Here is a 25075-nt window from a genome sequence, read left to right as displayed (position 1 = left end):
GTAGATTCGGCTCTCGATGAGCCACGACATCGATGCCACCGCCGACGTGATCGTCATCGGCGGTGGCATCGCCGGTGTGTCGGTCGCCTACGAACTCGCCGACGACCGACACGTCGTACTGCTCGAACGTGAACCGGCGCTGGCGTTCCACACCACCGGCCGCTCGGCGGCACTGTTCCTGGAGAGCTACGGGAACCGGGTGATCCGCGGTCTCACCACGGCCAGTCGGGAATTCCTCACCGATCCGCCCGACTGCTTCGACCGACCGCTGCTCACACCCCGTCCGCTGGTGCAGTTCGCGCGGGTCGGGCGCGGCGACGCGCTGCGGTCCATGTTCGCCGAGGTTCGCACCCTCACCCCTGACATCGAGCTGCTCACCCCCACCGAGGCGGCCGCGCTGTTCGGTGCGCTGCGACCGGAGACCATCGACGCCGCCCTGCACGAGCCCGGCTCGATGGAGATCGACGTCCACGCCCTGCACCAGGGCTACCTGCGCGGGTTACGCGCTCGCGGCGGCACGGTGGCCACCTCCGCCGGTGTCGCCGCCCTGCGGTTCTCCGACGGGCTCTGGCAGGCTGCGACCGCCGATGGCCGCGTCACCCGGGCGCCGATCGTCGTCGACGCCGCCGGGGCATGGGCCGACGAAGTGGGACGGTCGGTGGGTGCCACCCCGATCGGCCTCACCCCGCGTCGCCGAACCGTCTTCATGCTCGCGACGCCCGATGGTCTCGCACGCGAGGGACTACCGACCATCAGCGACATCGACGAGTCGTTCTATCTCAAACCCGATGGTGCGCAACTGCTGTGTTCGCCGGCCGACGAGACACCGACACCACCATCGGACGCGCGGCCCGACGAGCTCGAGATCGCCCGCGCGCTCGACGAGATCGCCGAGGTGACCACCATCGGTTCGCGACACGTCCGCTCGTCGTGGGCCGGCCTGCGGTCGTTCGTGCCCGACCGAACCCCGGTGGCCGGGCCCGATCCGGACCTGTCCGGGTTCGCCTGGTGCGCCGGGCAGGGCGGATACGGGATCCAGACATGCGCCGCCCTGGCGCGGGTCACCGCCGCGCTGATCCGCGGGGAGCACATGCCTGCTGACGTGACATCGCGCGGGGTGACCGAGCAAGATCTTTTGCCGTCGGCCGCCCGACGATAGTTCACTGCACTCAGCAACGAAATACTCTGCGCGTCAACGGAAGTTAGTCTGCGCCGACGAACATTTAATGCGTTCCAATGACAGACGGTCCGCCTCGGACGTCCTACTATGACAACAGTCACACCAGCGTGAACAAGGACGATCAGATGAACAGAGAAGAACTCATCGCCGCGGCGCACGACGCCGGATGGACCGTCACCGGTCACCGGTGGCTCCGGATGTCGCGCGGCGACATGGTGATCGACGCCTGGTACGCCGGATCGACCCCGCGGATGGTCAGCGCCGCGATCCATTCCCCGACCGGCGGGACCCGCCGCATCGACATCGTGCACGATTCCGCCTCGGCCCTGCCCGAGATCGTCCTGTCGTGGCTCGCTCCTGCCCCACCCCGGGTGGACCTGCTGCGCCTGCCCACCGGACCCACCGCTCCGCGAATCGGCGACGTGAACGGCCGGGTTGCCGGAAACGTCGCACTCTCTGCGTGATTCGCAGCGTTCTCACAGGTGATCGCCACATGACGCTCAGGTGGGCGCACGACTGTCGGCACGGTGACCATCGAAGCAACACGGCCGTCCGCCGCTTCCGAGCGGACCACCCAGCGTCCTGATCTCCCGCCTGCGCGTCCGATCGATCGGATCGCGGTAGCCGTCCTGCTGGTGGGTACCGCCGTGTTCTACCTGTGGAACATCACCGTCAACGGCAGCGGCAACGTCTTCTACGCGGGCGCGGCGTGGGCTGGATCGCGCAACTGGGAGGCGCTGCTGTTCGGTTCGGTGGATCCGTCGAACTTCATCACCGTCGACAAGCCGCCCGTGTCCCAGTGGGTGATGGGGTTGTCGGGACAGATCTTCGGTTACTCCAGCGCCAGTATGTTGATCCCCGAAGCTCTGATGGGGGTGGCGACCGTCGCGCTGATGTACGCCGCCGGAACGCGTGTCGCCGGACGTGGTGCCGGCCTCATCGCCGGTGCTGCGCTCGCACTGACGCCCGTGGCGGCGATGATGTTCCGCTTCAACAACCCCGACGCGGCAATGGTCCTGCTCATGACCGCCGCCGCCTACTGCGCGATCCGGGCCACGGCCACCGCCTCGGGTCGGTGGCTCGCCCTCGCCGGTGTCGCGGTCGGGTTCGCGTTCCTGGCCAAGATGCTCGAAGGGCTCATGGTCCTACCCGCGCTCGGGTTGATCTACCTCGTGGCCGCACCCACCGGAATCGGCAGGCGCGTCACACATCTGGTGATCGCCACGGTCACGATGCTCATCTCGGCCGGATGGTACGTCCTGCTCACGCTGTGGTGGCCGGCGTCGTCGCGTCCATATCTCGCCGGCTCGACCGACAACAACTTCATGAACCTGGTGCTCGGGTACAACGGCCTCGCCCGCATCGAGGGCAAGCAGCAGGGCGGGGGTGCCGCGCGCAGCGTCATCTCGTCCCCGCAGGCGCAGGACTTCATCGATCGCATCCGGCACTCCGGCGGCGGTGTCGGAGGGCGTGGTGGCGGCGGCATGTTCGCCGACGGGCCCGGCATCACGCGGTTGTTCTCCGGGGAGTTCGGCATCGAGATCTCCTGGCTGCTGCCCGCCGCACTGGTGGCCCTGGTGGTTGCGCTCGTCCTCCGCGGACGGGCACCACGCACCGACCTCATGCGCGCCGGGGTGCTGATCTTCGGGCTGTGGATGGTGATCGACGGACTCGTGCTCTCGTACATGAAATCGAATCCGCACCCCTACTACTCGCTGGCCATCGCGCCGCCGATCGCCGGCGTGATCGGGCTCGAGGTCGTGGAGTGCTGGCGACAGCGCGACCGGATCGTGGCGATCGTCGGTCTGGCTGCGGTCGTCGCGGCGGCCGGCGTGTGGGGATTCGTGTTGATGCAGCGTCAGTCGAGCTGGCTGCCCGCCGTCGCGTGGGCGACACTCGTCGTCACCGTGCTCGCGTCGGTTGGCGTGCTGGTCGTCGGGCTCGTCGGCCGGTCGCGTTCCCGGACCGGGTCGGTGTCGGGGCGAGGGTCGCGGCGGCGGTTCGTCCTGGGCGGGGTCGCCGTCGCCGCGGTCATCGGAGCGCTCCTGGCACCGGCCGCCTACGCGACCGAGGTCGTCGCGACACCGCACACCGGAGGCGGCCCGTCGGTCAGCCCCGCCTCGGAGGACAGACCCTCCGCCGGTGGCGGTTTCGGTGGATTCTTCGGTGGGACTTCCGACAAGTCGCCTGCGCTGAAGGAATTGCTGGGATCGACCACTAGCCGATGGGCGGCCGCGATCAGCAGGTCGTCGGCCGCAGCGCAGATCGAGATCGATACGGACAAGCCGGTGATGGCGATCGGCGGGTTCACCAACGATCCCGTACCGACGCTTGCCGAGTTCCAGCAGTACATCCGCAACGGCGACGTGACGTACTACCTCGCCTCGGCCGGCGGCTCGCGCGGCGGCAGTGGGTCGGCGGGACGGCGCTCGGCGACATCGATCGTCCCCGGTCTCGACCCGTCGATGTCGGAACAGGCGACGAAGCTGTTCTCGCAGTACAACTCGACGTCGGTGACCGGCAAGATCCAGGCGTGGGTCGAGGCGCACTACACGCCGAGGACCGTCGGCAGCTACCAGGTCTACGACCTACGCCACCCAACCAGCTAACCTTTGCGCTCCACTTTCCGAGCCGCGCTCCACTTGCAAGCGGAGCGTCGCTCGGGAAGTGGAGCGCAAAGTAAGGTCACAGGACGCCGGCGCGACGGAGTCCGCGAATCAGCAACGCGTGAAACCGTTCTGGGTGCATCAGGTCGTCCCAGGTCCACCGGATGACGACGAGGCCGAGATCGCGCAAGGCGTCCTCGCGGAGCTTCTCGCGCCACACGTCGTCGGCGGAGTCACCGGCGCGTCCGTACTTGGTGCGTCCATCGAACTCGCCGACGAGCACGCCGTCCCAGTCGAAGTCGACGCGCGCGATACGCCCGTTCGACCCGATCACGTACTCCACCTGGAGATCGGGCAGCGGGACGTCGGTGAACTGCAGCATCATCACGCGGCTCAGCGATTCGCCGATGCTCTCGGAGCCACCGTCGGCGACGGCGAGAGCGCGTCGGGCGAGCGGTGCACCGATCCGTCGTCGGCCGCGCTCGGCGACGTCGACGAGTTCCTCCGCGCTCACCCGGCGACGAAGAGTGCTGTCGAGAACACAGACGGCCTCCGCCAGCGTTCCCGAGCGCGCCACGTCCATTGCGGTGCGGGCGAGGGACGTCACCGCGATGCCGTCCACGACCTCGACCTCGTCGAGCTCCCACGGCGTCGCGTGCAACACGAAGGCACGGCCTCGACGTCGGCCGCCGGAGGTCCGGTTGACGCTGAAATGGATCTCGTCGGTGTGTCCCAGCATGGGCAACCGGTGCAACGCGGCCGCACTGTGGTGGCTGACCACCTTGCCCACCTCACCCATCGACACCGCCGCACGGATCCTCGACCGATAGCGATCGTCTCGTGCCTCGAAACCGTCGAGTTCGGACGCCGGGGCGTAGACACCGCGGTACAGGCGGTCGAGCTCGCCGCCGCGAGTGGCCGCGGCCAGGGTCCAATCATCGGCCACACCGGCGGCGATGACATCCCGGCGTCGGATGTGCCCGTTCGAGTCGATGCTGAAATCGTGCATGGAGTGATCGAACGCGACATGGCCACCACGTGTGCTCGCCACGAAGCCGACACAGCAACAACGGTGGATACGCCTCGAACTGGGGACTGACACTTCACGCTCCACTTCCCCAGCTGCGCTCCGCTTGCAAGTGGAGCGCGACTGGGGAAGTGGAGCGCGAAGTGGGGATCAGTGCGCGAAGTGGCGCGATCCGGTCAGGTACAGCGCGATGCCGGCCTCGGCGGCCGCATCGATGACCTCGTTGTCGCGGATCGAGCCACCCGGCTGAACGATGGCGCGTACGCCCGCGGCGGTCAGCACCTGCAGTCCGTCCGGGAAGGGGAAGAAGGCGTCGGAGGCGCCCACGCTGCCCGCGGCGCGGTCGCCCGCGCGCTGGACCGCGAGGTGTGCCGAGTCGACGCGGTTGACCTGCCCCATGCCGACACCGACCGACGCACCGTCGGAGGCGAGCAGGATCGCGTTGGACTTCACCGAACGGCAGGCACGCCAGGCGAACTCGAGATCGGCGAGCGTGTTCTCGTCGACCGGTTCCCCGGTGGCGAGCTGCCAGTTGCTCGGATCGTCACCGTCGGCGTCGACGATGTCGCGCTGCTGCACGAGCAGACCGCCCGAGATCGGACGCAACTCGGATCCCGCCCGCTGCGGCGGGGTCGCCAGCAGCACACGGATGTTCTTCTTGCGGGTCAGGACACCCAGCGCACCGTCGTCGAACCCGGGAGCGACGATGACCTCGGTGAAGATCTCGGCGACCTGCTCGGCCATGGCGACACTCACCGGGACATTGGTGGCGATGACGCCGCCGTAGGCACTGACCGGGTCGCACTCGTGGGCCTTGCGGTGCGCCTGCGCGACGTCGTCACCGACGGCGATGCCACACGGGTTGGCGTGCTTGATGATCGCGACCGCGGGGCGGTCGAAGTCGTGCGCGGCACGCCACGCGGCATCGGAGTCGGTGTAGTTGTTGTAACTCATCTCCTTGCCGTGCCGCTGCTCGGCACGCGCCAGGCCGCCACCAACGGACCCGTCGACATACAACGCGGCCGACTGGTGCGGGTTCTCGCCGTAGCGCAGCGCCGACGACAAGGTCCAGGTGCGTCCCAGCCACTCGGGGGAGTTCTCACCGGCGATCTCGCCGCTGAGCCAACCGGCCACGGCGACGTCGTACTCTGCGGTGTGTCGGAACGCCTTCGCGGCCAGACGTGTTCGCTCGGCGAGGGTGAATCCACCCGCGGCGATGGCGTCGGTGACCGACGCGTAGTCGGCGGCGTCGACGACGACTGCGACCGACGGGTGGTTCTTGGCCGCGCCACGCACCATGGACGGTCCGCCGATGTCGATCTGTTCGACACACTCGTCGAATCCGGCGCCCGAGGCGACGGTGGCCGCAAACGGGTACAGGTTGCCGATCACCAGGTCGAACGGGGCGATTTCCAGCTCCGCCAACTGATCCCGATGGGACTGCTTGCGTGAGTCGGCGAGGATTCCCGCGTGCACGCGCGGGTGCAGTGTCTTGACGCGGCCGTCGAGGCATTCGGGGAACCCGGTGAGGTCGGACACCTCGATGACCGGGACGCCCTGCTCGGCAATGGTCTTCGCGGTCGACCCGGTGGAGACGATCTCGACACCGGCGGCGGCCAGCGCGGTGGCCAGATCACCGAGCCCGGTCTTGTCGTAGACGCTGATCAACGCGCGGCGGATGGGGATGCGTGGGTCTTCACTCACGAGAAACGGGCCTTTCGTCCATCGGACACAACACCTTTGGTGACAAACTTGGCGACGACCTGCACCAGCAGGACGCGCTCGACGGATTTGATGCGCTCGTGCAGCGACACCTCGTCGTCGGAATCAGAGATCATCACCGGCGCCTGCGTCAGGATCGGACCGGTGTCGACACCGTCGTCGACGAGATGCACCGTCGCGCCGGTGACCCTGACCCCGTGCGCCAGGGCGTCGGCCACCGCGTGCGCGCCGGGGAACGACGGCAGCAGGGCAGGGTGGGAGTTGACGATGGCTCCGCCGAACCGTCCGAGGAACGCGGGGCCGAGGATCTTCATGAAGCCGGCGGTGACGACCAGTGCGGGCGTAAACGCCGCGACCGCGTCGGTCAGCGCACGATCCCACGCGGCCCGATCGGGGTGGTCGGCCAGTGCGACGACGGTGACGGGCAGGTCAGCGACCTCGGCGACCCGCTGGGCACGGCAGTCGCGGTCGACGACAACTGCGGCGATACGGGCCGGGTAGTTCGGATCGGCGGCGGCCTCGATGAGCGCGCCGAGCAGGGTTCCCGTCCCGGAGGCCAGTACGACGACGGCCGCACGTGGGTCCGATGACGTGGCGTTCAGGGCGACTCCTGCCAGAGCTGGGCGTGCGTGTGCGTCCGACCACACCGCTGTCGACGGCGTCGGTGAAGGACACGTGTGAGCCTAGTGGTCGTCGTCCGAATCGGTTCTGTGGGTACCGAAAACCACGTCCGCCCGAGCACGCCGCGGCATCTGGGTGACGTTGTCGGCCACATCGGAGACCGGTTCGTCGTCGGCGGCAGCGACATTCACGACGCCGTCATCGGAGTCGTCACGATCGGTGTCATCGAGGTCCTGGCCGTCATCGACATCGTCGAGCTCGGCCCCGTCGAACTCTGCCCCGTCGGCCTCGTCGAGATCGCCCTCGTCGTCAGCATCCAGGCGGTCGTCGCGGTCGTCGGGTTCGAGGTCGTCGGCGATACGGTCGAGCGGTTCACCGCGGTAGTACGCCGCGCGCGCGGCACGGGTGCCGGGCAGGACTCCGTGGATCAGGACCATCACCATGCCCACCACCGCGAACCAGCCGAACGTGAACACCCCGGCCGCGGGGACGGTGGCACCCGCCGACCCCAGCTCACCGAGTTCACCGCCGCCCAGCCAGGTCAGCGCCACCATCGCGATCGCGGCGAGTCCCGCGGTGGCAGCGACCGTGCGGGTGGCCCGCATCGGATCGACATGCAGCGCACGACGTCCGGCGAGCACGGCGACGACGGCGGTCAGGACCAGCAGCACGGCACCGAACGGTCCGCCGCCTCCGCTCGGCAGCACCGCGAGCACCGGCAGCGGCGGCAGGGATCCACCGTGCGCGGCGAACAGGTCGCCACCGGCGGTTCCCACATGCGCATCGGCGCCGACCAACATCGCGGCCGCGCCGATGATCAGGTTGGGCAGATAGAGGATCGAGAGCACGGTCAGTCCGAGGCCGCCGGCGAACCCGTGGCCGGCGTCTATCAGTTCCCCGACGGTGCCGTGGGCTATGACCAGGCGCACCGCGATCACCACGGTGGCCACCGAGAACAGGCCGACCAGTGCGACCCCGGCCGCGCGGAACGCGTTCGGCGCCCAGGGTGCGACACCGAGATGCGCACCGACCTCACGCCAGCGACCCCGCGCCAACCCGAGTCCGGCCCCCAGTGCGTGCAGTCCGATGGTCCAGCCGAACGCGACGAGCGCATTGGGTGAGGCGACCGTCAGAACGGTCGAACCGTCCATCACGAGAGCAAGGCTGAGCACGGTGATCAACAGCGGGCCGGCGACCGCGGCGAGGAACACCGACGTCAGCTCGGAGCGCGGACGGTGATTGCCCGCCGCGCCGGCGGTCATGGCCGCGACCGCGGCGACAAGTGCGATCGTGGGCGCCAGCGGCAGCACTCCGATGGTGACCTCGCTGATCGTCAGCGGCACCTGGTGCGAGGAGAGCCACATCGCACCGATCGCGGCGGTGAGGCCGGTCAGACCGCTGCCCGCCGACAGCAGTGTGGCCACCGCGAGCACCGCGATGACCAGCAGCGCGACGGCGCTGGGCCCGAAGGCGATGACGACGAGTTCGCGGGCCGAACCGGCGCTGTGCGCAGCCGATCGACGCTGCGCGCGACGCAGTTCGCGGAGTCGTGTGGAGAGCGATTCGCCGGTGGAGGTGACCATCCCTACGAGGGTGACATCGACCGGCCTTCCTGGTGGTCAGGCGCGCCGCAGACAGCGGAGAAGCGCACAGCACGACACCCCGCCGGCACGAGCCGACGGGGTGTCGTGGTGGTGGTGCTCAGACGAGCCGGGGGTCAGCGACCGGTGGTGTCACCGGGCTCCGAGCTCGGGAACGCCGTGGTGCGCTCGCCGTACGGCGACGGGCCGGCCTGCTCGCCCGCTGCGGGTGCACCCGTGGCCGACGATCCCGGCGCGGCCGACGAGGTGGACTCCCCTGCCGACGATCCGGCTGCGGGAGTCCCGTAGCCGGGGGTCTGCGCGCCAGCGTCACCGGCCGACGACGACCCGGTGCTCGCCGAACCGGTGGAGGAGCTCTCCTCCGGCTTGCTCAGGCTGGTCGTCTGGGCGGACGTGCCCTGTCCGTAGCCGTACCCGTAGGCCGAGGACTGCGACTGGCCCTCCGACGGTGCTCCGTAGGTGCTCGACGCGGTGGTCGAGGGTGCCTGCGACGCAGTCGAGCCGCCGATGTCGTGCGTGCGTGCCGCCGACTCCGGAGCGGTCTTGAGGACACCGCCCTGCACGAGCAGCCACACGACGGCCACGACGGCCTCGATGATGCCGAAGATGAGCAGCAGGATGACGCCGATTCCGCTGTCGAGGCCGTCGGTCAGCGTGATCACCTGGAACAGCGTGACCAGCGCGGCCGACACGGCGAGACCGGCCACAACAGGGCTCAGTCGCGCGTCGATCCCGGGAAGCAACCCGGCCAGGGCGATGAGACCCGCTGCAACCAGGATGACCTGCGGGAACGCGATCGGCGACTGGAACAGCGACGCGCTGCCGTCGTTGTAGGAGGACGACGCCGACACGGCAGTTGCGAAGCCGATGAAGAGGTTGATCAGGCCGAGGGCACCGAGGATGTAGACGAGATAGGTGCCGATCGCCGCGGGCAGACCCTGCCCGGCCGGCTTGGCCGCCGGCTCCTGCCCGTATCCCGACTGTCCGTACCCCTGCTGTCCCCATCCCTGCTGCGAGCCGGGCTGCTGACCGTAACCCTGAGCACCGGCCGGCTGCTGACCGTAGCCCGAGGGCTGCTGGCCGTAGCTCTGCTGACCGGTGGGCTGCTGGCCGTAGCTGCCGTACCCCTGCTGACCGGAGCCGTACCCACCCTGGCCGTACCCCTGCTGGGACGATCCGGGCTGGCCGTAACCACCCTGGCCGTAGCCCTGACCCGCGGATCCGGGCTGACCGTAGCCCTGCGATCCGGAGGGCTGCTGGCCATAACTCTGACCGCCGTAGCCCTGGCCGTACCCCTGCTGGGACGCTCCCTGCTGGCCGTAACCCTGCGTCGAGCCGGGCTGTCCGTAGCCCTGCTGCGCCCCGGGCTGTGATCCGTAGCCCTGCTGGCCGGTCTGTCGTCCCCAGCCGGCCTGACCCGGATCGCCCTGCTCAGAGCCGGAGCCCCCGCCAGGTTGATACGTCATTCGTGTCTCCTCACCGAAGTTGCCCCGCACGTTGTCGACGTGCTCACGTCGTGTCCGTGTCACGGTTGATGTCCGCGACGCGTCATTGGTCGCAGCCCACGCTAACGTACCGACCCCGGCTGGCAACCCCTCTCGACGCGGTATTCGCTCAGCTGTACCAGGTGGGCTCGGGCAGCTCACCGATCAACAGGTTGCGGCCCACCTCGCGGCGCTTGTAGGCCACCGGGTCGTGCAGTGAGTGGGTGCGCACGTTGCGGAAGAAGAGGTCGAGCCCCACCTTCGCCGCGGTCGACCGGGCACCGGTGACCTCGAATATCCGGGTCGTGATCTCGAGCGCGACGTCGGTGGCCTGCGCTTTGGCCGCCGCGACGCGGACCTCGTGGTTGCCCCGCTGCTCGGCGGTGACGTCCCAGGCGTTCTCGTGGATCGCCTGCTGTTCGACGGCGACGGCGTCGGCCAACGCCTCGGTGGCCCACAGCTTGGTCAGCAGATCGCCGTAGGTGTCGATCACGTACGGCTCGTCGACGGCGCGGTCGAAACCACCGTGGAGCCACGGACGGGTGGACGAGCGGGTGTAGTCGACCGCCGTCTCGAGCGCACCCCGGGCGATGCCGAGATAGAAGTTGACGAAGACCAGCTGGATGATCGGCACGTTGAGCGAGTTGTAGACGCGCGGCTGAAATGCCTTGTCGACGAAGCCGGCGGCCGACGCCCAGTCGGTGGTCACGTTGTCGATCGTGACGCTGCCGCTCTCGGTGAGCCGCTGACCGATGTTGTCCCAGTCGTCGTGGAAGGTGAAGCCCTCGCTGGTGCTCGGGACGATCGCGAACACGTGCTCGCCGGTGGTGCTCAGAACACCCTCCAGGACGGTGACGTCGGAGACGTTCGAGCCGGTGGAGAAGGACTTGCGTCCGCTGAAGCTGATGGTGTCGCCGTTGTCGGTGACGACGACGTCGCTGTCGCGGGGATTGACCGCACCGCCGAAGAACCACTTGTCCTGCGTCGCTGCGGTCTCCACGGCGGCGATCTGCTCGCGGGTGCCCACCAGGCGGGCCGCCCAGAACCACAGCAGGTGGTAGCCCAGGAGCTGACCGATGGACCCGTCGCCGGCGGCGACCGCACGGATCACGGCGTACGCGGTGATCCAGTTCTGTCCGCCACCGCCGTGTTCGGTCGGTCCGAGCAGGGTGACGAGTCCGGCTTCCTTGAGCAGGGCCACCTCTGCGGTGGGGGTGGCGCCGGCACGGTCGCGTTCGACGGCGTCGGTGGCCAGGATCGCGGCCACCTCATGGGCGCGCGCGATCCAGCCCGCCGAGTCGGCGGGCTGCGTGGCCCAGTCGGAGCGGTTGACGGTCAGTTCCTTGGTGAGTGTCGAAGTCATGGCGGTCATCAGACCAGCCGGGACGACTCCTGTGACCCATTGGAACTGCCGTGGTTTGAACGGTTCGCGGCGGACCCGTCACCATCGGTGCGCGGCGCCCTGCTCCCGGTACCAGTCGATCAGCGCCGGGTCGTCGACCGAGCGGGGATCGAGGGCGACATCCGCGCGACCTGCGAGGATCCCGGTCACCGGGACCTCGAGTTTCTTTCCGGTGCGGGTGTGCGGGATGCCGGGCGCGAGCACCACCTCGTCGGGGACATGCCGCGGCGACAGGCGTCGCCGGACGTCGGAGGCGATCCGCGCGCGCAGCTCGTCGTCGAGCGACGCCCCGGGGACCAGCGTGACGAACAGCGGCATCCAGTACGCGCCGTCGGGGCCGTCGACGCCGACCACGAATCCCTCGGCGATCTCACCGATCGCCTCGACGACCTCGTAGATGTCGGCCGAGCCCATCCGGATGCCGTGCCGGTTGAGGGTGGCGTCGCTGCGACCGTGGATGACCATCGAGCCGCGATCGGTGATCGTGACCCAGTCCCCGTGTCGCCACACACCCGGGGCCTGTCCCTGCGCCCACTCGTGTTCGAAGTAGGCGGCGCGGTATCTACTGCCGTCCTCGTCGCGCCAGAATCCGACGGGCATCGAGGGCATCGGGGCGGTGATGACCATCTCCCCCACCTCGTCGATCAGCTCGCGGCGCTCCGGCGACCAACTGTGCAGGGCCACACCGAGGTACCGCACGGACAGCTCACCGGGGATCACCGGGACACCGACCGAGCCGCCGGCGAACGCGGTGACCACGTCGGTGCCACCGCTCACCGACGACACCGACACGTGCGCGCCGACGTGCTCGTCGACCCAGACGAAGAGGTCGGCGGCCAGGGTCGAGCCGGTGCTGCCCAGGGTGCGCAACCGGGAGAGGTCGTGATCGGCACCCGGGCTCAGGTCGGCCTTGCGGGACGCCTGCAGCTGGCCGGGACTCGTACCGAAGTACGTCACGCCCTCGCGCTCGAGCAGCGACCACAACCGGTCGGCGTCGGGGAACAGCGGACTGCCGGTGTAGCAGATCGTGGTTGCGCCGCAGAGTAATCCGGCCAACCGGTAGTTCCACATCATCCAGCTCAACGCGGTCTGCCAGAAGAAGACGTCGTCGGCGGCGAGGTCGGAGTGCAGTCCGGCGACCTTGAGGTGTTCGAGCACGACGCCGCCGTGTCCGTGCACGATGCCCTTGGGGCGTCCGGTGGTGCCGGAGCTGAACAGCACCCACAGCGGGTGGTCGAAGGGCACCGCCTCCACCTCGGGATCCACCGGTGAGGCGACGATGTCGTGGTGCGCGAGCAGCGTGGGCCCGATGTGGACGTCGCGGTCGAACGCGGGGCCGTCGGCCGATTCGACGAGGACCACCACGGTGAGGTCGGTGAGCGCGGCGACCAACTCGACGCCGTGGGTGCGTTTGTCGATCCACGTGCCGTTGTACTGATAGCCGTTGCTCAGGTAGAGGACTCGTGGCGTGAGCTGCCCCAGACGGGCGGCCGCGCCGTCGGGAGCGTAGTCGGCGCCACACCCCGACCACACGGCGCCGATCGAGGCGGTGGCCAGGAACGCGACCATCGCCTCGGCGACGTCAGGGAGGTAGGCCGCGACCACGTCGCCGCGTCCGACCCCGGCGTCGCGCAGCGCCTGCGCTACGGAACCGATCTGTCCGGGCAGGTCCGCCCAGGTGATCTCGGTGCGCCCACCGAGTCCGTCGATGCCGACGATGGCGGCCCGGGAAGGATCGGCGTGCGTCCGTGCCTGCCGCAGGATCTGCTCGACGTAGTTCAGTTCGACACCCGGGAACCACTGCGCGCCCGGCATCGTCGCGTCGGCCAGCACCGCCTCGTCGCCCTCGGCGAGCGGGGTACCGCTGACGGCGTCGAGGTCGAAGTGGTCCCACAGCGCGCGCCAGAAGCGGGCGGGACGGTCGACCGACCACCGCCACAGGGCGTCGTAGTCACCCGGGTCGACACCCACCTCGGTCGGCAACCCGGCGACGAATCGCTCCATCGCCGTGCCGGTGATCGAACTCATCTAGAGGCCGAGGATCTCGGTCGCATCCGCACGCATCTGCACCTTGCGGACCTTACCGGTCACGGTCATCGGGAACTCGTCGGTGACGTGGACATAGCGCGGGATCTTGTGTTTGGCGATGACCCCGGCGGCGAACGCCCGCACCGAGTCCGGGTCGAAATCGGTGACGCCGTCACGCAGTCGGACCCACGCCATCAGTTCCTCACCGTACTTCTCGTCCGGGACGCCGATCACCTGCGCGTCGAGGATGTCGGGGTGGGTGTAGAGGAACTCCTCGATCTCGCGGGGATAGATGTTCTCCCCGCCGCGGATGACCATGTCCTTGATGCGGCCGGTGATCTGGACGTATCCGTCGGCGTCCATCGTCGCCAGGTCGCCGGTGTGCATCCAGCCGTCGTCACCGAGCACCTCGGCGGTCTTGTCGGGCTCGTCCCAGTAGCCCGACATCACGCTGTACCCACGCGTGCACAACTCTCCGGTGACCCCGCGCTCGACGGTCGCATCGTCGCCGTCGACGACCTTGATCTCCAGGTGTGGTCCCACCCGGCCGACGGTCCCGACCCTGCGTTCGAGGGTGTCATCGATGCGGGTCTGCGTGGACACCGGCGACGTCTCGGTCATGCCGTAGCAGATGGACACCTCGGTCATGTGCATGCGATCGACGACCTGGCGCATCACCTCCGCCGGACACGGGGAGCCGGCCATGATGCCGGTCCGCAGGCTCGACAGGTCAAAATCGTCGAAGGACGGGAGCGCGAGTTCGGCGATGAACATCGTCGGAACGCCGTACAGGCTGGTGCACCGGTGGTCGGCGACGGCACGCAACGTGGCGACCGGGTCGAAGGCCGGTGCGGGGATCACCATCGTTGCCCCGTGACACGTGGCCGCGAGGTTTCCCATCACCATTCCGAAGCAGTGATAGAACGGCACCGGGATGCAGATCCGGTCGGCGTCGGTGTAGGAACACAGCACGCCGACGAAATAGCCGTTGTTGCAGATGTTGCGGTGCGACAGGGTCGCACCCTTGGGGAATCCGGTTGTGCCCGAGGTGTACTGGATGTTGATCGGGTCGTCGGGTGACAATCCGGCGGCCACGTCGGCCGCGGCCGCGAGTTCGTCGTCGGTCGGTTCTGCGATCAGCCCGGTCCACGCGTCGTCGCCGAAGACGATGACGTCACGCAGCGTCGCGCAGTTCTGCCGTGCGGCGGCCAGCATCGCCGGGTAATCGGAGTCGCGGAACTCCGGCGAGGCCACCACCATCGACACCCGGCCGTGATCGAGGGCGAATTCGAGCTCTCGTTGCCGGTAGGCCGGGTTCAGATTGACCAGGATCGCGCCGATCTCCGCGGCCGCGTACTGGGTGATGACCCATTCCCAGCGGTTCGGCGACCAGAGTCCCACGCGGTCGCCCGGCCGCAGGCCCCGCCGCAGCAGACCCGCGGCGACGGCGAGGACGTCCACCCGGAACTCCCGGTAGGTCCACTGACGACCCGACGCGCAGTCGATGAGGGCGTCGTTGTCGGGGACGCGCGCCGCGGTATGCGCCAGCGACCGGCCGATCGTGGTCTCGAGCAGCGGTGGGGTGGTCTCGCCGCGGTCGTAGGAGGGCTGTCGTGCAGTGATGTCGTCCATCGGTTCGCTCATCCCGTCCGGCGATGCCGCCACGTCGCTTGGTTAAGGGCGGTTAACCGACGCCAGGGTAGGCCGGGGCGTCGGACGTTGTCCACACCACACTCGCAGGGACGAGTGATCGGCGTCACGCAGTTGGTACGGTTGGGTCACCGACACAACCCTCCGGTCCTCCCACCACCCCCGGGAACCGACCGGATACATACCGAAGGCCCAGGTGACCCCCTATGACCCTCACTTCTGACCGTCGCAACGACGACGTCAGCAACACCGGCTCGACCGCCGCGTCCGACCCGCAGACGTTCTCCCTCGAGGACCGCTACACCCGCGACGACGGCACCATCTACCTCAGCGGCATCCAGGCGCTGGTCCGCATGGTCCGCGACCGCGCCCGACTCGACCGCCGCACCGGGCTCCGCACCGCCTCGTTCATCTCCGGGTACGAGGGGTCACCCCTGGCCGGTTACGACCTCGAGATCGCCCGCCGCTCGCAGCACCTCACACCGTTCGACATCACCCATCGGCCCGCGCTCAACGAGGAACTCGCCGCGACGTCGGTGATGGGCTCGCAGGTCGCCGCGCGCGTCGGACACCTCGCCGCCGACGCCGACGGACAGATGCGTGACGGCGTCGTCGGCTATTGGTACGGCAAGGCCCCGGGGCTGGATCGCGCGTCGGACGCCCTGCGCCACGCCAACCTCATCGGCACCCATCACCGCGGCGGCGCCGTGGCCCTCGTCGGCGACGATCCCGGCGCCAAGAGCTCCACCGTCCCCTGCGCGTCGGAGATGGCGTTGGCCGATCTCTACATGCCGATCCTGTACCCGGCCGACTCCCAGGACATCCTCGACATGGGCATCCACGCCGCGATGATGTCGCGGGTCTCCGGACTGTGGACGTCGATGAAGATCTCCGCGCATGTCGCCGACGGCGCGTCGACCGCGATCGTGTCACCCGACCGGATCGTGCCGGTCTACGGCGACCTCGGGGACAGCCCGCACATCCCCAGCGGGAAACTGCTGGGCGCCAACCTGATGGAGCTCGAGCAGAACCAGCTCACCATCCGCAAACCGCGCGCCGAGGAGTACGCGCGACTGAACCGGTTGAACCGGATCGTCGCGCGCACCGGCGACGACCGCATCGGCATCGTCGCGGCGGGCAAGACCTACCTCGACGTCCGGGAGGCCCTGCGTCTGATCGGGATCGGCGACGACGAGCTGGGGGCACTGGGAATCCGGATCCTCAAGCTGGGCATGGTCTACCCGTTCGAACGCCAGATACTCGACGAGTTCGTGAGCGGCCTCGACGAGGTCATCGTCGTCGAGGAGAAGCGCGACTTCATCGAGACGATGATGCGCGACATCCTGTTCCGTCGCGCTGATGCCCCGGCGATCGTCGGCAAGACCCACGAGGACGGGTCCACCCTGTTCTCCCGGTTCGGTGAACTCGACATCGACGCCGTGACCCGTGGCCTCGCGGGTCGTCTCGCCCGTCACCACGCGGTCCCCGCCGCCACCGACTGGCTGGACCGCATGAGTCGCCGTCGCACCCGCATCGAACTCCCGCTGGCGGTGCGCAGCCCGTACTTCTGCTCGGGGTGTCCGCACAACAGCTCCACCAAGGTCGCCGACGACACCCTGGTAGGTGCCGGGATCGGTTGTCACGCCATGGTGTTGCTGATGGATCCCGCGCAGGTCGGCGACGTGACCGGGGTGACGCAGATGGGCGGTGAGGGCGCACAGTGGCTCGGGATGGCCCCGTTCCTGGCCGAGAAGCACTTCGTGCAGAACGTCGGTGACGGCACCTTCATGCACTCGGCCTCCCTCGCCCTGCGGTATGCGGTGGCCTCCGGGGAGAACATCACCTACAAGCTGCTGTTCAACGGGACCGTCGCGATGACCGGAGGGCAGGACGCGGTCGGTGGCCGGGGGCTCGTCGACCTGACGAAGCTGCTGCTCGCCGAGGGCGTCTCGCGCGTCGTGGTCACCACCGACGACCCGGCCCGCACGAAGGCACTCGGAATGCCGGGCGGGGTGTCGGTGCGCCACCGCGACGACACCCTCGACGTGCAGACCGAACTCGCGGCCACCCCCGGCGTCACCGTCCTGGTGCACGATCAGTTCTGCGCCGCCGAGAAGCGACGCAAGCGCAAGCGCGGGGCGTATCCCGTTCCGACGCAACGGGTGATGATCAACGAGCGCATCTGCGAGGGGTGCGGCGACTGCGGCGAGAAGTCCAACTGTCTGTCGGTGCATCCGGTGGAGACCGAGTTCGGCCGCAAGACGCACATCGACCAGAGCTCGTGCAATCTCGACTTCTCCTGCCTGAAGGGCGACTGTCCGTCGTTTGTGACGGTCACCCCCGGAACGGGTGCGAAGGTACGCCGCGTCGTCGCCGACATCGGCGCGGACGCGCTGATCGAGCCGGCGCACCGGCGCGATGCGGCGAACGGGTTCAGGTTGCGCGTCACCGGGATCGGCGGGACCGGTGTGGTGACCGTCTCCCAGGTGATCGCCACCGCGGCGGTGCTCGACGGGAACGACGCTCGGACCGTCGACATGACCGGCCTGGCCCAGAAGGGCGGGGCGGTGGTCAGTGACGTCAAGGTGGCCCCGGCGCGGACAGGGTCCGGTGGCGTCGAACAGGCGGCGAAGATCGCGTCCGGCGACTGCGACCTCTACCTGTCGTGCGACCCGTTGGTGGGCGCCGATCCGGCGAACCTCAAGGTGGCGAGTCCGGAGAAGACCGTGGCGGTCGTGTCCACCAGCGCCATCCCCACCGGCGCGATGGTGGTCGACACCTCGGTCGGGTTCCCGTCGCAGGAGCAGATCCACGACGCCGTCGACCACGCGACGCAGCGGACTGTCTACCTCGACCCGGCGGCGCTCTCGACAGACCTGTTCGGCGACGAGCAGTACGCGAACATGCTGATGGTGGGTGCGGCGTATCAGACCGGCGCCCTGGCGATCTCGGCCGATGCGCTCGAACGGGCCATCGACCTCAACGGCGTCGCCGTGCAGGCGAACCTGCAGGCGTTCCGCCGTGGTCGCCAGGTGATCGCCGACGCCGATGCGGTGGGCGCCGCGATCACCGCGATCCACCCGACGGTGGCGGCCGCCGAGCCGTCGTCGATCGCGCGGTCGATGATCGCGCCCCTGGGCTCACTCGACGACGACCTGCGAGCGGTGTTGTTGCGTCGTGTCGACGAGCTCATCGCCTACCAGGACCAGCGGTACGCGTCGCGCTACCTCGACGATGTCGCCGCGGTGCACGTGGCCGAGAAGCGACTCGGGTCGACGCGTCTGACCATGGCGGCCGCGCAGTACCTGTTCAAGCTGATGGCCTACAAGGACGAATACGAGGTGGCACGCCTCACCGGTGACGAGCAGTTCGCCGCCGAGGTCGCCGATCAGTTCGGAGACGACGCGTCGGTCGCGATCCGACTGCACCCACCGGCGCTGCGATCGATGGGGATGCGGAACAAGATCTCGCTCGGCGAGTGGGTCCGGCCCGGCATGTCCGGCCTGGCGCGGATGAAGCGCCTGCGCGGAACGCGTCTCGACCCGTTCGGTCGGGCCGAGGTGCGACGGACCGAGCGGGACCTGATCGTCGAGTACCGCGCCGTCCTGGCCGCCGTGGTCACTGCCCTGCGCTCGGGTGCGCTGGGCGTCGAGAAGTTGGACGCCGCGGTCGCGGTGGCCGAGCTGCCCGACATGGTCCGCGGGTACGAGGGCATCAAGATGGCCAACGTCGCTCGGTATCGGAAGGAGTTGGCCACCCGCCGGGCCGATCTCGGCCTCTGACCAGACGTCGACTGGGCGGTTGCGGACGTCGACTGGGCGGTTGCGGACGCCCAATGGGCGGGTGCGGCCGCCCGGCCGACGTTTCTGACACCGCTGCCATATTTCTGACACCAATGCTAAATTGGCTGCCATGGCGACATCAGCGGTGTCCGGGCAGGCCGACACCTTCATCCGGGAGAAGCGTCGAGCGCAACTGATCGACGCGACCATCGCGGTGATCGCCGAGGACGGGGTCACGCGCGCCACGTTCGTCGCGATCGCGGCGCGCGCCGGGGTGAGTCGCGGGGTCATCAACTATCACTTCGCCGACCGTCCGGCACTCCTCGACGCCGTGGTCACGCACGTCTACGCGCTGGGTCGCGAGATGGTCGAGGCTCCGGTCGAGGCGTCGACCACGGCGGCCGGCGCGATCAGCGCGATGATCGTCGGCAGCGTCGAGTTCTACGCCGCCCACATCCGCGAGATGTCGGCGTTGTCGTCGATCTTCCGTTCCGGCGACGCCGACGCCTCGACCCGCGATGCGCGCGCCGAACACACCACCGAATTGGCGAAGCTGACCGCAATCCTGCGCCGCGGCCAGCAGACTGGCGAGTTCCGCGTGTTCGACACGGGCGTCATGGCGACCGCGGTCCGCGCGACCCTCGACGCCGCGATCGGCCAGATCGCGGCCGGCTCCGACCCCGCCCTCCTCTCCCGTGAGATCGACGAATTATTCGGTGCAGCAACCAGATCGGAGCAGCGATGAAGAAGACCCTCTGTGCTGTCGCCGTCCTGGCCCTGCTCGCCGGCGCGGCGTGCACCGCCTCACGAGACGACTCCGCGCCGGTGGACGCGCCGTTGACCGTCTCCACCTCCAGTGGCGTCCTGCACGGCAAGGCCGTCGGCAGCACCCGCCAGTTCACCGCGGTTCGATATGCCGAACCCCCGGTGGGGCCGCTTCGATGGACACTCCCGCAGGCGATCTCGGCGACCGGGACGCAGGTCGACGCCACCGGTGCCGGACACCCGTGTCAGCAGAGCGGCGGGGCCGCCTCCTCCGGCCTGCAGACCCCACCGAGCGAGGACTGCCTCTACCTCACCGTGACGACACCGCGTCGACAATCTGCCGCCGACCGGCTCCCGGTGATGGTCTGGTGGCACGGCGGTGGGTTCACCACGGGGTCGGGCGGCGCCTACGACGCCCAGCGCATGGCCGACACCGGCGACGTCATCGTGGTGACCGTGAACTACCGACTCGGGGTCTTCGGGTACCTGGGGCTGCCCGGACTGCCCGGCTCGGGGGACTTCGGTTTCGCCGACCAGCTGGAGTCACTGCGCTGGGTCACACGCAACGCCGACGCGTTCGGCGGTAACCCGGGCAACATCACGGTGTTCGGCGAATCGGCAGGCGGCATGTCGGTGTGCGCCGCGCTCACCTCACCCGCGGCGCGTGGGCTGATCGACAAGGCCGCGATCTCGTCCGGCTCGTGCGCCCTGCAATGGCCCGCCGGCACGTTCTACCCGGGCGTGCCGAAGCAGACGCCCTACGTCTCACTGGCCGACAACGAGAAGACCGGTGTCGCCGCCGCGAAGTCGATCGGGTGCACCGGCCCCGACACCCTCGCGTGCCTGCGATCGGCGCCCGTCGACCGGCTCCTGACCACGAACGAGAACTTCAGCAACGTGCTCGCCTACGGCACCGACCTCCTGCCGCGCAACCCCGCCGATGCGGTGCGCGCAGGCGAGACCCTGCGCGTACCCGTCATCTCGGGCGGCAACCACGACGAGAACCGGGCCTTCACCGGCGGCGTCGTCATTGCCGATCCGAACGCGATCACGCCGACGACGTACTCGTCGCTCCTGTCCACCGCGTTCGGTACCCGAGCCGACGACGTCTCTCTGCGCTACCCGTTGTCGCGGTACGCATCCGCGCCGTTGGCGTGGGCCACGATCCTCACCGACTCGGCGTGGTCGTGCCCCACGGCCCGCGCCAACCGCGAGCTCGCCGCGTACGGCCCGGTCTACGGCTACGAGTTCGCCGACGACACCGCGCGCGATGTCGGCGGCATCAACACCCCTCTGGTCCCGCAGGCGGCAACGCACGCCGCCGATCTGCCGTACCTCTTCGACATCGGCGGACGGAACCTCGTGTCGAGTACTCCGCACGCCGAGCTCTCGCGCCACATGATCGAGTACTGGACGTCGTTCGCGCACACCGGCGTCCCCCGTGCCGACGGCGCCGCACAGTGGTCACCGACGACTCCCGCCTCCCGCTCGGTTCTGTCGTTCGACGACACCGGCATCCACGGGACCGCCTTCGACACCGACCACCAGTGCGCGTTCTGGGACACCGTCACACTGCCCTGACCAGGCAGTCGTCACCAATTTTGGCCAACCGGGAATCGAGACCGTCTGATGATAGTTGTGCTATACATCTAATTGGTCAGGAACGATTTCACGAGGGGACGTGCGATGAAGACACTCACGGGATGGTGGCGCAAGCGATACAGCTCGATGCCACCCGCACTGCAGATGATCGGACTCCAGCTCTGGCTTCCGGTGTTCTTCCTGTTCGCTTTCTGCTTCTGCTACCTCTGGGCGTTCCACTCGCCGCAGATCCATGACGCACCGGTCGCCGTGGTGAACTCCCCCGCGGCGTCGACGTTCACCGATCAGTTCTCCAAGGCGCAGCCCGGGATGTTCGACTTCCGGCTCTACCAGACCGCCGACGAGGCGACCGAGGCCGTGCGTGACGGCAGCGCCGCCGCGTCGCTCACCCTGCCCGCCCAGGCCGGCGGGCAGCCGACGGTGACGATCGCCAGCGCGCACCAGTTCCAGGCCGCTCAGCTGATGAAGACGACCTTCACCCAGACGTTCGCGCAGAGCGGTACGGCCGTGCAGGTCAACGACATCGCGCCGCTGCCCAAGGGTGACTCGTACGGACTCGGTGCGATGTACCTGATGCTGTCGTGGTGCATCGGCGGCTACATGGTCGCGATGTTCATAGGCATGATGGGCGCTCCCCTGAGCCACTTCACCCGTGTCGGCATCCTCGCCGGTGGCGCGCTGGTCGCGTCGGTCCTCACCAACGTCCTCGCCGGACCCGTGATCGGCGTCTACGACGGTCACCTGCTGCAGATGATCGGGATCTCGTTCCTGTGGATCCTCGCGGTCGGTCTCGCGGTGAACGGACTGTCGTACTTCTTCGGCCGGTTCATCACCGCCGTGGCGCTGTTGATGTTCGTCTTCCTGTCGATCCCGTCGTCGGGGGCGGCGTACCCGACGTGGATGGTGCCGCGCATCTTCGGCGACCTCAATCCCCTTGTGGTGGGCCACGGGATCACCGAGATGATCAAACGCGTCCTCTACGGCGTCGGCGAACCGTACTGGCAGCCGTTCCTGCTGATGGGTGGCTATGCACTGCTCGGCATCGTGACGATGATCGTCGGCAAGCGGTGGCGTGAGAGCAAGGAGTTCGACCGCATCCTCGCAGGCAAGACGACGATGATGGCCGCCGCTCAGGGCGCGATGATGCAGAAGGGCATGGCCGATCGCGAGCGAATCCTCACCGCGCACGGTCTCGACTCGAACGCCAACCCCGTCGAGGATGCCGCCGACGACACCGAGTCCGACGACCGCGGAACCGACACCGCCGACGAGATCCGTTCGGAGAGCGGCGATCAACGGCAGCTGGTCGGATCGGGTGCGTCGACGTCGACTGCCTCGGCGTCCACGTCGGGCAATCGGCCCGACTACCACTACACCGTCGAGGACATGGAGACGTCGTTCCCCGGCGACCCGCTGTTCAACGGCAACGGTCTCGGTGGGGGCTTCGCCGACGACGAGCGTGAGTACGAGATCCGCGAGTCGATGCACCACCCGCGCCACCAGGCGCCGCGGTAGGCCGATCCGCCGCCGACATCGTCCGACTGGAGACCGCTCGAGGGCATAGTGCCCTCGGTGGCGCTCCAGTCGGACGATGTCCGTTCGCTCAGCGCCGCAACGCCCGCCGGGCGAGGCTGTTGCCCAGCCACTGTCCGAGCTGCACCAGGACGACCAGGATCACGATGACGACCACGGTCAGCTGTGCGTCGAACTGCTGGTAGCCGTACTGCTGGGCGAAGTCGCCGAGACCGCCACCGCCGACGTACCCGGCCATGGCCGACATGTCGACGATCGCGACGAACACGAAGGTGTAGCCGAGAATCAGTGGGGCGAGCCCCTCGGGGATGACCACCGTGGCCAGCGTGCGCAATCGGCTGGTCCCCATGGCGCGCGCAGCCTCGACGACACCGGGGTCGACGGCGACGAGGTTCTGCTCGACCACGCGCCCGATCACGAACGCCGCCATCACCGTCATCGGGAAGATCGCCGCCTCGGTCCCGATCCGCGTGCCGACCACGTCACGGGTGACCGGAGCCATGGCGGTGATGAAGATGATGAACGGGATGGGACGGACGATGTTCACCGCGACGTTGAGAACGGCGTAGATCACCGGGCTGGCAAGCAGATTCGTCGGCCGCGTCGCGTACAGCAGGGCCCCGAGCGCGAGACCCAGCGCACCGCCGATGATCAGCGTGACCCCGACGAGCTGGAACGTCTCCAGGACCGCGTCCCACAGCACCGGGCGCAGTTCCGGCGTGATGATGTCACCGAGGAACATGCTCTACGACCCCACCCTCTCGTGCTCGATGACGTCGGTGACCTGACGCAGACCCGCGACGGCGGTATCGATCTCGGCGTCGGAGCCATCCAGTGCGACGGTCAGCGCCCCGAACGGGCGACGAGACAACTCGACGATCCCGCCGTAGACGATCGACGCCCGCACCCCGGCCTGTGCGAAATGCGTTGCGACGTCGACCATCGGCGAACCGTTCTCCCGGATCGCGACGGTCACGAAGCGGCCGGGATGTCGGCTGCGCAGGCGCGCCAACGTCTCGTCGGACGGCACGTCGCCGACGGCACTGCGCACGAGGCGACGGGTGATCGGCGACTGCGGTCGGGCGAACACGTCGTAGACGTCCCCCTGTTCGATGAGCCGTCCACCGTCGAGAACCGCGACGCGATCGCAGATCTCGCGGATGACGTCCATCTCATGGGTGATCACCACAATGGTCGTGCCCAGCTCGCGGTTCACCCGACGCAGCAGCGCGAGGATCTCCGAGGTGGTGTCGGGATCGAGTGCGCTCGTGGCCTCGTCGGCCAGGACGATCTTCGGCGACGTCGCCAGGGCACGCGCGATGCCGACCCGTTGCTTCTGACCGCCCGACAACCGTCGGGGGTACTGCGTCGCCTTGTCGGCGATGCCGACGAACTCGAGCAGTTCGGTCACCCGCGCCGCGCGTTCGGATCTCGGCACACCCGCGATTCGCAGCGGGAACTCGACGTTGCGGGCCACCGTCCGCGAGGAGAACAGGTTGAACTGCTGGAAGACCATGCCGATCTCGCCGCGCACCCGCCGCAACTGGCGTTCGCCCGCAGCGCTGATGTCCTCGCCGTCGATGATCACCTGACCCTCGTCGGGGGTCTCGAGCCCGTTGATCAACCGCACCAGGGTGCTCTTGCCCGCACCCGAGTACCCGATGACGCCGGTGATGGTGCCCGTCGCGATATCGAGGTCCACGCCGTCGACCGCGGCTGTGGCCGTCGGCTTTCCGCGACCGACCCGGCGGGACCCGCCGAACCGACGGGTGGCACCGCGAAACGAGATCGCCGGGTGATCAGCCACCGTTGGAGGCGACCTGCTTCTGCAGGTCGGCGGTGAGCTGCTGCAGCTCGGCGGGATCGTTGGCCTTGAGCACGCCGTTGCCGCCCAGCGACTCCTTCACGGCCTTCTCGACCTCAGGATCGTGGTAGATCGACACCAGTTTCTTGTAGGTGGCGTTGTCTTTGTCCTGCTGCCGGGCGACGAAGACGTTGATGTACGGCTTCGCGATGTCGCTGTTCGGGTCGTCCTTGGCGATGATCTTGTCCTCGCCCAGTTTCGCCGACGT

18 protein-coding genes are annotated in these 25075 nt (G+C 68.6%); 7 read left to right on the top strand and 11 right to left on the bottom strand.

The genetic code is table 11. The annotated features are described in order from the left end of the window. Positions 1–16 precede the first annotated feature (16 nt). The 3 genes from JHC79_RS07525 (at position 17) to JHC79_RS07515 (ending at position 3789) form a co-directional block, all read left to right on the top strand. The gene (locus JHC79_RS07525; RefSeq protein WP_296389535.1) at positions 17–1159 is read left to right on the top strand and encodes an FAD-binding oxidoreductase; all 1143 of its coding nucleotides are present in this window, start codon (positions 17–19) and stop codon (positions 1157–1159) included. Positions 1160–1305: 146 nt separating this feature from the next. Further along, positions 1306–1644, top strand: a complete 339-nt coding sequence (locus JHC79_RS07520) for a hypothetical protein (protein WP_296389534.1) — start codon at positions 1306–1308, stop codon at positions 1642–1644. Between the two features lie 63 nt (positions 1645–1707). Continuing rightward, on the top strand, positions 1708–3789 hold the full coding sequence (locus tag JHC79_RS07515; protein ID WP_296389533.1) for a glycosyltransferase family 39 protein: 2082 nt from the start codon (positions 1708–1710) through the stop codon (positions 3787–3789). Positions 3790–3865: 76 nt separating this feature from the next. Here JHC79_RS07515 and JHC79_RS07510 read toward each other — a convergent pair whose 3' ends face one another. From JHC79_RS07510 to JHC79_RS07475, 8 genes are all read right to left on the bottom strand, one after another. Further along, positions 3866–4795, bottom strand: coding sequence for a hypothetical protein (locus JHC79_RS07510; protein WP_296389532.1), 930 nt, complete (start codon positions 4793–4795; stop codon positions 3866–3868). 168 nt (positions 4796–4963) lie between these two features. Next, positions 4964–6517 carry a bifunctional phosphoribosylaminoimidazolecarboxamide formyltransferase/IMP cyclohydrolase gene (gene purH / locus JHC79_RS07505; protein ID WP_296389531.1) on the bottom strand — a complete coding sequence of 518 codons (1554 nt, stop codon included), beginning with the start codon at positions 6515–6517 and terminating at the stop codon, positions 4964–4966. After that, complete coding sequence (purN, locus tag JHC79_RS07500; RefSeq protein ID WP_296389557.1) at positions 6514–7137, bottom strand: phosphoribosylglycinamide formyltransferase; 624 nt, start codon at positions 7135–7137, stop codon at positions 6514–6516. The genes purH and purN overlap by 4 nt, the downstream gene beginning before the upstream one ends. 81 nt (positions 7138–7218) lie before the next feature. Further along, positions 7219–8739 (bottom strand): DUF6350 family protein, encoded by a 1521-nt coding sequence (locus tag JHC79_RS07495; protein WP_296389530.1) that lies wholly within the window; start codon positions 8737–8739, stop codon positions 7219–7221. Between the two features lie 134 nt (positions 8740–8873). Next, complete coding sequence (locus JHC79_RS07490) at positions 8874–10223, bottom strand: DUF5336 domain-containing protein (RefSeq protein WP_296389529.1); 1350 nt, start codon at positions 10221–10223, stop codon at positions 8874–8876. A gap of 148 nt (positions 10224–10371) precedes the next feature. Next, entirely contained in the window at positions 10372–11604 is a 1233-nt protein-coding gene (locus JHC79_RS07485; RefSeq protein WP_296389528.1) for an acyl-CoA dehydrogenase family protein, read from the bottom strand. A gap of 78 nt (positions 11605–11682) precedes the next feature. Continuing rightward, complete coding sequence (locus JHC79_RS07480) at positions 11683–13671, bottom strand: acetoacetate--CoA ligase (RefSeq protein WP_296389527.1); 1989 nt, start codon at positions 13669–13671, stop codon at positions 11683–11685. Continuing rightward, positions 13672–15303, bottom strand: coding sequence for an AMP-binding protein (locus JHC79_RS07475; RefSeq protein ID WP_296389526.1), 1632 nt, complete (start codon positions 15301–15303; stop codon positions 13672–13674). Between the two features lie 224 nt (positions 15304–15527). On the opposite strand from JHC79_RS07475, the gene JHC79_RS07470 reads away from it, so the two are divergent. The 4 genes from JHC79_RS07470 (at position 15528) to JHC79_RS07455 (ending at position 22985) form a co-directional block, all read left to right on the top strand. After that, on the top strand, positions 15528–19103 hold the full coding sequence (locus JHC79_RS07470; protein ID WP_296389525.1) for an indolepyruvate ferredoxin oxidoreductase family protein: 3576 nt from the start codon (positions 15528–15530) through the stop codon (positions 19101–19103). Between the two features lie 130 nt (positions 19104–19233). Continuing rightward, positions 19234–19848, top strand: coding sequence for a TetR family transcriptional regulator (locus JHC79_RS07465; RefSeq protein WP_296389524.1), 615 nt, complete (start codon positions 19234–19236; stop codon positions 19846–19848). Beyond that, the gene (locus tag JHC79_RS07460) at positions 19845–21449 is read left to right on the top strand and encodes a carboxylesterase family protein (protein WP_296389523.1); all 1605 of its coding nucleotides are present in this window, start codon (positions 19845–19847) and stop codon (positions 21447–21449) included. The genes JHC79_RS07465 and JHC79_RS07460 overlap by 4 nt, the downstream gene beginning before the upstream one ends. A 105-nt stretch (positions 21450–21554) precedes the next feature. Then, positions 21555–22985 carry an ABC transporter permease gene (locus tag JHC79_RS07455; protein ID WP_296389522.1) on the top strand — a complete coding sequence of 477 codons (1431 nt, stop codon included), beginning with the start codon at positions 21555–21557 and terminating at the stop codon, positions 22983–22985. Positions 22986–23073: 88 nt separating this feature from the next. On the opposite strand, the gene JHC79_RS07450 is transcribed toward JHC79_RS07455, so the two are convergent. The 3 genes from JHC79_RS07450 to JHC79_RS07440 form a co-directional block, all read right to left on the bottom strand. Further along, positions 23074–23745 (bottom strand): ABC transporter permease subunit, encoded by a 672-nt coding sequence (locus JHC79_RS07450; RefSeq protein ID WP_296389521.1) that lies wholly within the window; start codon positions 23743–23745, stop codon positions 23074–23076. A 3-nt stretch (positions 23746–23748) separates the two neighbouring features. Further along, a complete protein-coding gene (locus tag JHC79_RS07445) occupies positions 23749–24792 on the bottom strand; it encodes a methionine ABC transporter ATP-binding protein (RefSeq protein WP_296389556.1) in 1044 nt (347 codons plus the stop codon). A 10-nt stretch (positions 24793–24802) separates the two neighbouring features. After that, the coding region (locus JHC79_RS07440; RefSeq protein WP_296389520.1) for a MetQ/NlpA family ABC transporter substrate-binding protein at positions 24803–25075 on the bottom strand (273 nt) is incomplete at its 5' end.

Source organism: Williamsia sp. (genome assembly GCF_016462415.1).
GTDB lineage: Bacteria > Actinomycetota > Actinomycetes > Mycobacteriales > Mycobacteriaceae > Williamsia_A.
Note: the sequence above shows the minus strand (reverse complement) of the source record. Positions and strands in the feature narration are given on the sequence as shown.